The 13,313-nt window shown below is 67.3% G+C and carries 12 protein-coding genes; 1 reads left to right on the plus strand and 11 read right to left on the minus strand.

Features of this window, described 5'->3' with window-relative positions:
• A complete protein-coding gene (locus DRW48_RS13070) occupies window positions 1-1,599 on the minus strand; it encodes a peptide chain release factor 3 (protein WP_114076803.1) in 1,599 nt (532 codons plus the stop codon).
• Window positions 1,600-1,690: 91 nt separating this feature from the next.
• On the opposite strand from DRW48_RS13070, the gene DRW48_RS13075 reads away from it, so the two are divergent.
• Window positions 1,691-2,047, plus strand: a complete 357-nt coding sequence (locus DRW48_RS13075) for a hypothetical protein (protein WP_114076804.1) — start codon at window positions 1,691-1,693, stop codon at window positions 2,045-2,047.
• Window positions 2,048-2,056: 9 nt separating this feature from the next.
• On the opposite strand, the gene DRW48_RS13080 is transcribed toward DRW48_RS13075, so the two are convergent.
• The 10 genes from DRW48_RS13080 to DRW48_RS13125 form a co-directional block, all read right to left on the minus strand.
• Window positions 2,057-2,923 carry a hydroxymethylglutaryl-CoA lyase gene (locus DRW48_RS13080; RefSeq protein ID WP_114076805.1) on the minus strand — a complete coding sequence of 289 codons (867 nt, stop codon included), beginning with the start codon at window positions 2,921-2,923 and terminating at the stop codon, window positions 2,057-2,059.
• A complete protein-coding gene (locus DRW48_RS13085; RefSeq protein ID WP_241963275.1) occupies window positions 2,916-3,587 on the minus strand; it encodes a glutathione S-transferase family protein in 672 nt (223 codons plus the stop codon). The genes DRW48_RS13080 and DRW48_RS13085 overlap by 8 nt, the downstream gene beginning before the upstream one ends.
• Window positions 3,584-5,521 (minus strand): acetyl-CoA carboxylase biotin carboxylase subunit, encoded by a 1,938-nt coding sequence (locus DRW48_RS13090; protein WP_114076806.1) that lies wholly within the window; start codon window positions 5,519-5,521, stop codon window positions 3,584-3,586. Before DRW48_RS13090 ends, DRW48_RS13085 begins: the two co-directional genes overlap by 4 nt.
• Window positions 5,522-5,680: 159 nt before the next feature.
• Window positions 5,681-7,285, minus strand: coding sequence for a carboxyl transferase domain-containing protein (locus DRW48_RS13095; RefSeq protein ID WP_114076807.1), 1,605 nt, complete (start codon window positions 7,283-7,285; stop codon window positions 5,681-5,683).
• 1 nt (window position 7,286) lies between these two features.
• Window positions 7,287-8,876, minus strand: a complete 1,590-nt coding sequence (locus DRW48_RS13100) for an AMP-binding protein (RefSeq protein ID WP_114076808.1) — start codon at window positions 8,874-8,876, stop codon at window positions 7,287-7,289.
• A gap of 35 nt (window positions 8,877-8,911) precedes the next feature.
• On the minus strand, window positions 8,912-9,394 hold the full coding sequence (locus DRW48_RS13105) for a lysozyme inhibitor LprI family protein (RefSeq protein WP_114076809.1): 483 nt from the start codon (window positions 9,392-9,394) through the stop codon (window positions 8,912-8,914).
• Window positions 9,394-9,948, minus strand: coding sequence for a lysozyme inhibitor LprI family protein (locus DRW48_RS13110; RefSeq protein WP_114076810.1), 555 nt, complete (start codon window positions 9,946-9,948; stop codon window positions 9,394-9,396). Before DRW48_RS13110 ends, DRW48_RS13105 begins: the two co-directional genes overlap by 1 nt.
• A complete protein-coding gene (locus DRW48_RS13115) occupies window positions 9,945-11,105 on the minus strand; it encodes an acyl-CoA dehydrogenase family protein (RefSeq protein WP_114076811.1) in 1,161 nt (386 codons plus the stop codon). The genes DRW48_RS13110 and DRW48_RS13115 overlap by 4 nt, the downstream gene beginning before the upstream one ends.
• A 93-nt stretch (window positions 11,106-11,198) precedes the next feature.
• Window positions 11,199-11,588, minus strand: a complete 390-nt coding sequence (locus DRW48_RS13120) for an HIT domain-containing protein (RefSeq protein ID WP_114076812.1) — start codon at window positions 11,586-11,588, stop codon at window positions 11,199-11,201.
• 41 nt (window positions 11,589-11,629) lie between these two features.
• Window positions 11,630-13,210 (minus strand): DUF5928 domain-containing protein, encoded by a 1,581-nt coding sequence (locus DRW48_RS13125; protein WP_114076813.1) that lies wholly within the window; start codon window positions 13,208-13,210, stop codon window positions 11,630-11,632.
• Window positions 13,211-13,313: the final 103 nt, after the last annotated feature.

The following is a 13,313-nucleotide window of genomic DNA, read 5'->3' on the forward strand; positions in this document are numbered from 1 at the left end:
TCAGACCATCATTTCCTTGGTCGCGGTCAGCTTTAGCTCGGGATGGTCGCGCACCACGCGGTCGATGTCCCATTGCAGCCGAGTCAGAAAGACCGGATCGCCGTCATGATCGGTCGCCATATGACCCTTGTTGACCTGTGCGAACCGGTCGATGGCATCCTTGTCGCCCGAAAGCCACCGGGCCGAGGTGAATTGCGAGCCCTCGAACCGCACCGGCAGCCCGTACTCCTGCTCGATCCGGCTCGCCAAAACCTCGAACTGCAGCGCGCCGACGACGCCGACGATAAAGCCGGAACCGAGCATCGGCTTGAACACCTTGGCCGCGCCTTCTTCGGCGAATTGCATCAGTGCCTTTTCCAGGTGCTTGGCTTTCATCGGGTCGCCCGCGCGCACGGTTTGCAGCAATTCGGGCGCAAAGCTGGGGATGCCGGTAAAGCGCAGCGCCTCGCCCTCTGTCAGCGCGTCGCCGATGCGGAGCTGGCCGTGGTTCGGGATGCCGATGATGTCGCCCGCCCAGGCCTCGTCCGCGAGGGCGCGGTCAGAGGCGAGGAACAGCACCGGATTGCTGACCGCCATCGGCTTTTTCGTGCGCACATGGGTCAGCTTCATCCCGCGCTCGAAATGGCCGGAGGCAAGGCGGACAAAGGCCACGCGATCGCGGTGCTTGGGGTCCATGTTGGCCTGGACCTTGAAGACAAAGCCGGTGACCGAGGCCTCCTCGGGGGCGATCTCGCGCTCTGCTGCGTTCTGGGGCTGCGGCTCGGGGCCATGCTCGCCCATGCCCGTCATCAGTTCGCGCACGCCAAAGCTGTTGATGGCGCTGCCGAACCAGATCGGGGTCAGATGCCCTTCCCGAAAGGATTTTCGGTCGAAGGCAGGCAGCAACTCGCGCGCCATTGCGACCTCCTCGCGCAGGGTCGCAAGCTGCGCGGCTGGAATGTGGTCGGCGAGCTTCGGGTCGTCGAGGCCGGTGATCTGGACCGTCTCGGCGACCTTGTTGCGGTCGGCGCGGTCCATGATCTCCAGCCGGTCGTGCAGCAGGTCATAGGCGCCGATGAACTCGCGCCCCATGCCGATCGGCCAGCTTGCGGGCGCGACGTCGATAGCGAGGTTTTCCTGGATCTCGTCGATGATCTCGAAGGTATCGCGGCTCTCGCGGTCCATCTTGTTGCAGAAGGTCAGGATCGGCAGATCGCGCAGGCGGCAGACCTCGAACAGCTTGCGCGTCTGGGATTCGACCCCTTTCGCACCGTCGATCACCATGATTGCCGCATCCACGGCGGTCAGCGTGCGATAGGTATCCTCGGAAAAGTCGCTGTGGCCGGGGGTGTCCACCAGGTTGAAGCGGTAGTCGCCGAAATCGAACGACATGGCCGAGGCACTGACTGAAATCCCGCGCTCCTGCTCCATCTTCATGAAGTCGGACCGCGTGCGCCGCGCCTCGCCCTTGGCGCGGACCTGCCCCGCCATCTGGATCGCGCCGCCGAACAGCAGGAACTTCTCGGTCAGCGTGGTCTTGCCGGCGTCCGGGTGCGAGATGATCGCAAAGGTCCGGCGGCGGGCGATTTCGGTCGGCAGGGGGGCGCGGTTGTCCAGCATGGACGGCTAACTAGTCCGCGAGGGGGCGCGCGGCAAGGTTTCGCGGATGGTCCGGACGCGCTATCATCGTGGAAAACCGAAGGGACAGGCGATGCGCCACTTCATCATACTTGCGGCGGCGGCACTGGTGCTGCCGGCAGCGGCGGGGGCACAGCAATGCAGCGGCTCGCCCACCAAGTTCCGGTGCCACGAAGCCGATGGCACCATCAGCGACGTCGAGATTCAGGGGCCGTTCACGCGGACCAAGGGCCGCAACGCCAACACCGGCGAGACGTGGTCGCAGACTTCGCAAAAGACCGGGAAGCTGACCAAGACCACCGGGCGGGCAGCGGACGGGTCGAAATGGGAATGGACCAGCCAGACGATCGGCAGCCGGACCTTCACCCACGGGGTCGATTCGCGGGGCCGCAGCTTCAGCTATCAGTGCGATGCTTTCCGCTGTTACTGACGGAGAAGTTCAGGCGGCTGGCGCGCGCAGGGTCTGCGCCATCGTGGCAGCCCTGGCGATGATGTCCTGATCGAGGCCAGTCGCCCAGCCTGACGCGGCCAGATGAGTGGCTAGCCGTTCCGTCGCAAGATTGCCGGCCGCGCCGGGCGCATAGGGACAACCGCCAAGGCCGCCGACGGCGCTGTCGAACACACGGATGCCACGCGCCAGTGCCACGTCCACATTGTCGAGCGCCCGGCCGCCGGTGTCATGAAAATGACCAGCCAGAACCTGCGGCGGTGCCTCGTTGAGGACCGCCTCCAGCATCGCGTCGACCGCCTCGGGCGTGCCCCGGCCCAGAGTCTCGCCAAGGCTGACCTCGTGACAACCGAGCGCAAGCAGCGCCGCCACCGCCCGCGCGACGCTGGCTGGCGGCGTTCGCCCGTCGAAAGGGCAATCGGTCACGACGCTGACATAGCCGCGCAGACGCAGACCGTCGCCAAGGGCTGCCGTTGCCACGGGCGCAAGGCGGGCCAGCACCTCCTGTGTGCTGGCATTCAGGTTGGCACGAGAAAACCCCTCGGTCGCAGCAGCAAAGATCGCGACCTCGTCAGCGCCAGCCGCGCGGGCGGCGGTGTATCCCCGCATGTTGGGTGTCAGGACCGCATAGGCCACGCCGGGCCTGCGGGTGATGCCGGCCATGACTTCGGCGGCGTCGGCCATCTGCGGCACCCATTTCGGGCTGACAAAGCTGGTGGCCTCGATCCGCCGCAGGCCGCTGGTGGAGAGCAGGTCGATCAGCGCGATCTTGTCGACGGCCGGAATCAGCCGTGCCTCGTTCTGAAGGCCGTCGCGCGGGCCGACCTCGAAGATTTCGACGAAACCGGTGTCAGACATCTGGCAGCTCGTAAAATTCCTGGGCGTAGAGCCACGGCTCGCCTTTCGCTGGCAGCGCCGCCTGAAAAGCCGGACGCGCGGCGCAGCGGGAGGCATAGTCCGCGAGCGAGCCCTCCAGCCGGACAAAGCGCCCGGCGGTCCAGACCGACCAGCCGACGGCGCAGTCGACGCCCGAAAAGCCGTCCTCCATCAGCCAGTCTTGCCCCGCGACCGTGCCCTCGATCAGGCGCAGCATTCGCGCCAGGCGGGCCGTTTCCAGCCGCATGACGGTGGGCGAGCGGGTGGCTGGATCGCGCAGCATCAGGTGGCTTTGCGTCAGGCTGGCGATATGCTGGCCGATGGACTCCGCAAAATGCAGCCAGTCGAGCCAGCCAATCCGACCAGGGCTGCCCGGCGCGCGCCACAGATCCGGGGCACGCGTCTCGCACAGATATTCGATGATCGCGCCGGATTCGTGCAGCGTGTGGCCGTCGATCCGCATTGCCGGCACGCGTCCGCCGGGATGGATCGCGGCATAATCCGCGCCGCGCATGTCCTTGCTGGTGATGTCCAGCACGCGCAGTTCGAACCGCATGTCCATTTCGTTCAGCAGCCACAGAACCCGCATCGAGCGCGACAGCGGCACATGCCACAGGATCGGCATTTCTTCGGCGGCATCCATCATGGCGCATCCTCCTCCAGCCGGATGAGCGGTGCCCCGGCCTCGACCTGATCGCCGGCGGCGGCCAGCACCTCGGCCACCGTGCCGTCGCGGGCGGCGGTCAGCGTGTGCTCCATCTTCATCGCCTCCAGAACCGCGAGGCGGTCGCCGGCATGCACCTCGTCCCCGGCGGTGACATAGACCGCCTTCACCAGACCCGGCATGGGCGAGAGCGTCAGCCCGCCCCCGCCTGCCGCGCCCTGCCGGGCGAGCGGGTCGCGCAGGCCAAGGGTCAGCGATCGCCCGCCGAAGACGCTGACCCCAGCATCATGGCGCACGATGCGCGAGCGGCGCGGGCCGCCGTCGACCCACCAACGCCCGCCCGTATAGGCGATGTCGAGCGTGCTGCCGTCGACGGTAACATGGGCACGGCCGGGTCCCAGCACCTCCAGCAAGGCCTCGCCACCGCTGTCGGCATCGCCCCAGGCGATGGTGCGCCGCAACGGCTGCCACAGGGTCATGCCGCCGACCTTGGCCGGGTCGTCGAGCCCGGCCAGGCCGATGACGGCGAGGGCGCGGGTGCGCGCATCCGGCTGGGCAGCGTCGGTCAGCTCGGCGATGTCGCGGGCGATCAGGCCCGTGTCGACTTCGCCGCGGCGAAAACCCTCGTGCCGGGTCAGGGCGATCAAGAAATCGACATTGGTGGTGGTGCCGGCAACCTCGGTATCGACGAGCGCGGTTTCCAGCGCCCGCAGCGCTATGGCGCGGGTGGCGCCATGGGTGACAACCTTCGCGATCATAGGATCATACCAGGGGCTGATCGTGTCGCCCTGCCGCACACCGGTCTCGATTCGTGCATTCTGCGGGAAGGCCAGATGCGCCAGACGGCCCGTAGCTGGCAGGAAGCCGGCTGGCACGTCCTCGGCATAGAGGCGCGCCTCGAAGGCATGGCCGGTGATCGACAACTCGTCCTGCCGCTTGGGCAGGAATTCTCCACTTGCGACGCGCAGCTGCCATTCGACCAGATCGACGCCAGTGATGGCCTCGGTCACGGGATGTTCGACCTGCAGGCGGGTATTCATCTCCATGAACCAGAAGCGGTCTGGATGCAGGCCCTCGCTGGCGTCGACGATGAATTCGATGGTGCCGGCGCCGGAATAGCGGATCGCCTCGGCCGCGCGGGTGGCGGCCTTGCCCATCGCCTTGCGCATCTCCGGCGTCATCCCGGGGGCCGGGGCTTCCTCGATCACCTTCTGATGGCGGCGCTGCAGCGAGCAATCCCGCTCGAACAGATGCACCGCGCGCACGCCGTCGCCGAATACCTGCACCTCGATATGGCGGGGTTGCTGGATGTATTTCTCGATCAGAACAGCAGGGTTGCCAAAGGCGGTCGCGGCCTCGCCTTGCGCGCTGGCAAGGGCGGCGGCGAAATCCGGGGCGCGCTCGACCAGACGCATGCCCTTGCCGCCGCCGCCCGCGACCGCCTTGATTAGGACCGGATAGCCGATCTGGTCAGCCTGCCGCTGCAGGTGGTCGGCATCCTGATTGGCACCCTGATAGCCCGGCACGACGGGAACGCCGGCCTCGGCCATCAGCGTCTTGGCCGCGTCCTTGAGGCCCATGGCCCGGATGGCGCGAGCGTTGGGGCCGATGAACACCAGCCCGGCCGCCTCCACCGCATCAACGAAATCAGGGTTCTCGGACAGGAAGCCATAGCCGGGATGGATCGCCTCGGCACCGGTTTCCCTGGCGGCGGCGATGATCGCGTCGCCGCGCAGATAGCTGTCGCGGGGCGCCGGGCCGCCGATATGGACCGCCTCGTCCGCCATCGCGACGTGGCGCGCGGCGCGGTCGGCGTCAGAGTAGACGGCGACCGTCGTAACGCCGAGACGGCGGCAAGTGTCGATCACGCGGCAGGCAATCTCGCCGCGATTGGCGATCAGGATCTTGCGAAACATCTGGCGGTCCTTTGCGGCAGCGCCGACGCCCGCGGGGCGTCAAGGTAAAACACGTCACGGACCAGCTCGCCTCGCTGGCGCATTGCACACCAAGCCCGCTGTGCGGACGGGCGGCCCCTCGGCGCGGCGTTATCGGTGCGAGCAAGCGTCATGGAACCATCACATCCTGAACAGGCCAAAGCGCGTCGGCTCGATCGGGGCATTGAGGCTGGCGCGCAGTGAGAGGGCCAACACCTCGCGAGTCTTGCGCGGATCGATGATCCCGTCATCCCACAGGCGCGCCGTGGCGTAGAGGGGGTGGGACTGGCGCTCGAACATCTCGATCGTGGGGCGCTTGAACTCGGCCTCGTCCTCGGCCGACCATGTCCCGCCCTTGCGCTCGATGCCCTCTCGGCGAACGGTGGCCAGAACGCCCGCCGCCTGCTCGCCGCCCATGACGCTGATGCGGCTGTTCGGCCAGGTCCACAGGAAGCGGGGCGAATAGGCCCGGCCGGACATACCGTAGTTTCCCGCCCCGAAGCTGCCGCCAACGAGCATGGTGATCTTGGGCACGCTGGTGGTCGCAACCGCCGTCACCATCTTGGCGCCGTGGCGGGCGATGCCCTCGTTCTCGTATTTCCGGCCGACCATGAAGCCGGTCACATTCTGCAGGAAGACCAACGGGATGAGGCGCTGACTGCACAACTCTATGAAGTGTGCGCCCTTCTGCGCGGCCTCGCTGAAGATGACACCGTTGTTGGCGACGATGCCAACCGGGCAGCCGTCGATATGGGCAAATCCGGTGACCAGCGTCTCGCCGAAGCGGGCCTTGAACTCGTCAAAGCGGCTGCCGTCAACGGTGCGGGCGATGACCTCGCGGATGTCATAGGGGGTGCGCAGGTCGGCGGGCACGACGCCGAGAATCTCCTCGGGGTCATAGGCCGGGGGTTCGGGCGATTGCCAGACGACGGTTTCAGGAAGGCGGCGGTTCAGGTTGGCAACCGCGCGGCGGGCGAGCGCGAGGGCATGGGCGTCATCCTCGGCCAGGTAGTCGGCAACGCCCGAGAGGCGCGTGTGCACGTCGCCGCCGCCCAGATCCTCGGCGCTGACGACCTCGCCGGTGGCGGCCTTGACCAGCGGCGGGCCGGCCAGAAAGATGGTGCCCTGGTCGCGCACGATGATCGTCACATCGGACATCGCAGGCACATAGGCCCCGCCTGCGGTGCACGAGCCCATGACCACGGCGATCTGGGCGATCCCCTTGGCCGACATCTGCGCCTGATTGTAGAAGATCCGGCCGAAATGGTCGCGGTCGGGAAAGACCTCATCCTGATTTGGCAAGTTCGCGCCGCCCGAATCGACCAGCATGACGCAAGGCAGATGGCAGGCCTCGGCGATCTCTTGCGCGCGCAGGTGCTTCTTGACGGTCATCGGATAGTAGGTGCCACCCTTCACGGTGGCATCGTTGGCGATCACCATCACGTCCTGGCCCATGCAGCGGCCGATGCCCGCGATCAGGCCCGCCCCCGGGGCAGCACCGTCATACATGTCATGGGCCGCGCTCGCGCCGATTTCGAGGAAAGGGCTGCCGGGGTCCAGCAGGTTCGCCACCCGCTCACGCGGGGGCATCTTGCCGCGCGAGGTGTGGCGCGCCATTGCCGCCTCGCCCCCGCCCGCCGCCGCTGCAAGCACGGCCTGCCGCGCGAGTTCCAGCATCTCCAGATGGGCTGCGCGGTTGGCGCGGAATGCCTCGGAGGTGGGCGCGGCCGTGGTGAGCAGTTTCATGTCAGTCCTTCCCCCGGCCCGCGCCGGGCTGGCCGCCCTCAGTCAGCATAGCGCGCAATTCGCGTCGCATCACCTTGCCGGTCACGGTCATCGGCAGCGCGTCCAGAAAATGCACCGCCCGCGGATAACTGTGCGCGGCGCACAGCCGGGCGTGGTCCTGCAACTCGGCGGCGAGCGCGGCGTCGGCGACAAACCCGGGGCGCAGAACAACGCAGGCGGTCACCGCCTCGGTCCGCAGCGGATCGGGCAGGCCGATCACGGCGGCAGACGCGACGGCCGGATGTTTCAGCAGCACATCCTCGATCTCGGTCGGGCCGATGCGGTAGCCGCCCGACGTTATGACGTCATCGCCGCGCCCAATAAAGCGGATATAGCCATCATCCATGATGCCGCGATCGCCGGTCAGCAGCCAGTCGCCGTGGAACTTTTCCGCCGTTGCCTTGGGATTTTGCCAATAGCCGAGCATCATCGAGGCCGCGCCCTTCCTGATGGCGATCTCGCCCTCGGACTGCGTCGGCTGGCCCGCGGCGTCGATCACTGTCACGTCAAAGCCGGGGACGCTACGGCCGATGGCGCCGGGTGTCGGGGCGAACAGGCTGCCTGCGCCGGAGGCGACCATGTTGCATTCGGTCTGGCCGTAGAATTCGTTGATCGTGACGCCGAGGGCGCGCCGGCCCCAGGTCAGCAGCTCCACCCCCAGAGGCTCACCGGCCGAGCCGACGCTGCGAAGTTGCGGCAGGCGGACGTCCGAAGCGCGCAGCAGACGCAGCGCGGTCGGCGGCAGGAAGGCACAGGTGACACCGCAATCGGCGATCACGGCGGCCGCCGCCTCGGCCGTGAATTTGGGCAGGCGCGCGGCCACTACCGGCACGCCGAGCGCGAGGCCCGGCATAGCCACGTCGATAAGCCCGCCGATCCACGCCCAGTCGGCCGGGGTCCAGATCACGTCGGCGCCGGGGAATAGCCGGTCGTGGCTCATCTCGACCCCCGGCAGATGGCCGGTCAGGATGCGGTGCGCGTGCAGCGCCCCCTTGGGCGCGCCGGTCGTGCCCGAGGTATAGATGATGACCGCCGGATCCTGGGGGCCGGTGTCGACGGCCTCAAGGGTGGCGGCCTCCAGCAGCGCGTCCTCCTCGGGGACGATGACGCGCAACTCGAACCCGGCCAGCATCGCCCGGCCTTCGGGATCGGTGATGACGGTGGCGATGCCGGCGTCCGACAGGCGCAGGGCCAATGCCTCGGGGCCGAACAGCTTGAACAGCGGCACGCTGATGGCGCCGCGCGCCCAGATCGCAGCATGGGCGGCGGCGGTCCAGGCGGACTGAGTGCGCAGCACGCCAACCCGGTCGCCCGGCGCGGGATCGATGGCGGCGGCAAGGCGCGCGGTCATCTCGGCAAGATCGGCGTAGCTGTGGCGGGTCACCCCCTCGGGCGACCACTCCAGCATCGCCAGCCGCGCCGGTTCGGCCGCGGCGCGGTCGAGGATCGCCTGCCGCGCCATGTTCAGGCGTGGCGGCAGATCCCAGCGGAACGCGGCGCGCATCGCCGCGTAATCGCCGGGCGGCAAGGTCGGACCCTGCAGCGGGCGCATCACGAAGACCTGAGCATTGGCGGCGGCCGCATCAGCTAGCCCTTGCCAAGTTCGCGCAGCAGCGCGGTCTGCCGAGCAGTCTCGTGCATGAGGCATTCCGGCTCGGCAATGGCGCCGCCGGTGCCGTGGCCGAAAAGCCCGACCTCCGCCTTGCAGCGCGCGTCGCGAAAGGCGAGCCAGGCGCGCTCCATCTCGCGGATGTCAGCAACCGCCTCCGGGCGGCTGACCTTTGTGCTCGCGATCAGCGCATCATAGGCCGTCGTCAGGCTCGCCTCCCACAGTTGATGCTCGGCGTCGGTGCAGACGTCGCGGACGATAAAGGGATCTCGCGAGGGATCGCGTTCCTTCCAGAAAGCGAGGCAGGCGGTCACGCCCTGCCCCGCGCAGTCGACCACCGCACCTTCGCTTTTAGCATTGGCGAGGCAGCGGTCGTGTATGGCAGGGTCGAGGCCGACCGGATCGCCGGCAAACGCCGGTCTCGCCATGAGCAGCGCCGCCGCTGCCAATGCCCCGCGCATCACGGACCCACCTGTTGCTGCGCCGTCTGCTCCAGCATCAGCGCGCGCTCGGCGGTCAGGCGCATCACGCAGCTGGCGCCGGCCAGGGCCTCGCCGCCGCCGCCCTGGGCCAGGCGGCGCGCAAAGGCACATTCGGCGTCGCGCCAGTTTGCCCATGCCGCTTCGGCCACCTCGAGCGCGGCGCGCCGGCCGCTGCCCGGACCCGCAGCCTCGGCGGTGTCAGAGGCGGCCCCGCTGGAGGACAGCCGGCCCAGAACATCGGTCAGCCGGGCCTGCCAGTCAGCCGCCTCGGCATCATAGCAGCGCACATAGACTGGCGCGTCGTTGATCTCGCCCGAGGCGGCCAGGCAATGGGCGGCGGCAATGCCGATGCAGCCCGAGCGGCTGGATGGATCGCTGCGCCCGCTGAGGCAGGCCTCGGTGATGGTGGCGTCAAACGGCGCGGCATCCGCTTGGCCTGGCGCGGGAGCGGCTGCCTGTTGCGCGGCAAGCGGCATTACGGTCAGTGCTGCCACCGCCAGACCCGCGAAAAGCCCGGCCGCGCTGCGCATCATTTCGCCCCTACCAGTTCGCGGCCGATCAGCATGCGCCGGATTTCCGAGGTCCCTGCCCCGATTTCCATCAGCTTGGCGTCGCGGAAGAGGCGACTGACCACGCTGTCGTTCAGAAAACCTGCGCCGCCCAACGCCTGCACAGCCTGATGCGCCTGCACCATCGCCTGCTCCGAGGCATAGAGCACCGCCGCCGCCGCATCGGCGCGCGTCACCTTGCCAGCGTCGCAGGTCTTGGCAACCGAATAGGCAAAGGCGCGCGCGGTCTGCAGCGCGGTATACATGTCCGCCACCTTGGCCTGCATCAGTTGGAACTGACCGATGGGCTGACCGAACTGCTTGCGCTCGCGCACATATGGCAGCACCTCGTCGAGGCAGGCGGCCATGATCCCTGTACCGATGCCCGACAGCACCAACCGCTCGTAATCGAGGCCGGACATCAGCACGCGGACACCGCGGCCCTCCTCGCCCAGCACGTTCTCGAACGGCACGGCGCAATCGGTGAAGGTCAGCTCGCCCGTGTTGCTCCCGCGCATGCCGAGCTTGTCGAAATGCGGGCCTTGCGTAAAGCCAGCCGTGCCCTTGTCGACGAGAAAGGCAGTGATGCCGCGGCTGCCCGCGTCCGGGTCGGTCTTGGCATAGACGATCACAACGTCGGCATCGGGCCCGTTGGTTATCCAGTATTTGCCGCCGTTCAGCACATAGTGATCGTTACGCTTTTCGGCGCGCAGCGACATGCCGACGACGTCGCTGCCCGCGCCCGGCTCCGACATGGCGAGCGCGCCGACCCATTCGCCAGAGCAGAGCTTGGGCAGGTAGTGCTGCTTTTGCGCCTCGGTGGCGTTCAGTTTCAGCTGGTTCAGGCACAGGTTGGAATGAGCGCCATAAGACAGGCTGATGCTGGCCGAGGCGCGGGCGATTTCCTCGACCGCGATGGTATGGGCCAGATAGCCCATGCCGCTGCCCCCGTATTCCTCGGGGACGGTGATGCCGAGCAGGCCCAGCTCGCCCATCTCGCGCCACAGTTCGGACGGAAAGACATTCGTGCGGTCAACTTCTGCGGCGATGGGCTTTGCCCGGTCCTGAGCCCATCGGTGGACCATGTCCTGCAGCGCCGCGACATCCTCGCCCAGGTCGAAATCCATCGCCGGCATGGCCATCGGTGCCCTCCTCCCAAAGGTTATCTGAACGCTCGTTCAGATATGCGGTTTATCCTCTGCCAGCCCCCCGTTAGTCAAGCGGAGCGAATGCAATCACATACCGGGCAGCATCCGGCCCAGCGTCGCGCCGCCCAGGACATGGACGTGGTAATGCGGCACCTCCTGCACGCCATGCGTGCCGGCGTTGCTGATGGTGCGAAACCCACTACCGCCGCTGGCGGGGTCGACGCCCTCGCTGGCAGCGACCTTGGCCAGAAGCCGCGCGAAATCGGTGATCTCCTCGTCCGAGGCGCGGGCGCCGAAATCGGCCGCGTCGACATACGGACCCTTTGGGATCACCAGCACATGGACCGGCGCCTGTGGGCGGATGTCGCGAAAGGCCAGGGCATGGGTGGACTCGGCGACGGTCTCGTTCGGAATCTCGCCACGCAGGACCCGCGCGAAGATATTGTCCGGGTCATAGCGGGTTTCGGCAGCAGTCATGGTTTCCCCCTGCGGTTTCCTGACGCGGCGATCCGCGCCCGTCAGTCGTCGAACAGCCCCGGCACACGGGCCAGGATTCCAGCCGCCTCGTCGGTCTCCACCCCGAGGAACAGGCCAAGCTGGGCGGCATTGTGCCCCGCGCTTGCGTCCTGGTCGAGGGTCAGCAGGCGATCACCAGCAACGTCGCGCACTCGCTCGACCTCCTGCTCCAACTCGCCACGCACCATGGGAAGCAGCCGCTCGACCGCAGCGGGCTGGGGCGCGGCGCCGGCGAGTCCCGTGCGCAGGATGTGGCCGCGCAGGTAATCGACGTCGAGCCGGGTTTCGATGAGCAGCACCCTCGTCTCGATCCGGTCCGATATGAAATCGGCGATCATTCCTGCGCCGTGCGGATCGACGCAGATGACCAGCCGCCGCCGTTCGAGTTGCTGGAACAGCAGGCGGATCAGGGCCCGGCGGTGACGTTGACGCTTGCCCAGGCTTTTCTCGATTCCGCCCAGATCGGGCAAGCCAGCGTCCTCTTCGTTAAAGAGGTAATCGACTGCTGCAAGACCGGCGCCCTCGCGAATGGCAGCCGTGAGGCGCTTCGCGACATGCCACTTCTTGCAGACTACCATCAGCAACTGGTGACTGCGTCGCAGGTCCTGGTCGCGTTCCCAGAACCGGCCGCCAAAGCGCCGCCCGACCCGGCCGCGCGAGACGAGGAAGTCAAACAGCGCTGTCGCCTCGCCGGTGATGGTAAAGGTACGTCCCTTTTCCGCCCAGAGCGCGCCCAGCCGCGCGCGCAGGTCCAGCGCCTGCGGGCTGATCTTGCGCGCGAACAGGTAATCTTGGCCCAGCAGCAGATCGTGGTGATCGTCATAGAACGACACCGGCATGCCGTAATCGGAGAACATCAGGAAGGTCAGCGTCCGCCGCCGGATCTGATCGCGAGCGACGAGATGCGGGACGAGCGTTTGAAAGAAGGTCTCGTCCGGAATCCAGGTGGTCTTGAAAAAACCAACAATGTCCGGTCGTTCCTCACAGAAACCGAGAATTTTCTCAATCGTCTGGCGGCGCAGGCACCACCACTGGCTGCCGATCATCACCTGAATGCCCTTGGGCACGGGCCGGGTGATCTTCAGCCGGCGCTGGATCTCGTAGCTCAGGTAGAACAGGCGCGACTGGGTGCGCTCGTTGAACCAGTGTCGATAGTGCAGCCGCTCGCCGCGAAAGCCGGTCTTGATCCAGTTGGACGTAAAGAAATCAAAGCTTTCGATGTAGTCCGCGTCGTCCTTGTCAAGGAAATCATGGACATACTCAGCGGACTTGATGGGCAGGCAGTCGCCCGAAAGCATGTAGAAATGGGTCGCCGTCGGAAAGGCTGTCACCGCGGCGCGCACCGCCTCCAGCGTGGCGGCGACCAGCGACCAGGCCCCCCAACCGCAGCGATGGCGCCGGGCGGCGAAGGTCACCCGCTGATTGCCCTGCAGGGCGGCTTTGATTGCGGTGAACGCGGCTGCGGGGGCGCGGCGGTCGAAATGGATGGCGACGAAATCGCCGGTCGCGGTCAGACGCTGCGCCTGCGCGATCACCCCATCGGGGTCTTTGTGCGCCAATAGGATAAAAGCGATCTTTGCCACGGCCGCACCGCCTGATCCCTGTCCGCCGAAGCCGCTGCATGGAGGATTTCGCGCCGCGCTGCAATGTTGCCAAGGGGGTGAGGGATGCGCGCGGGTGGCCACT

The sequence above is a fragment of the Paracoccus suum genome, from assembly GCF_003324675.1.
GTDB classification, from domain to species: Bacteria; Pseudomonadota; Alphaproteobacteria; order Rhodobacterales; family Rhodobacteraceae; genus Paracoccus; species Paracoccus suum.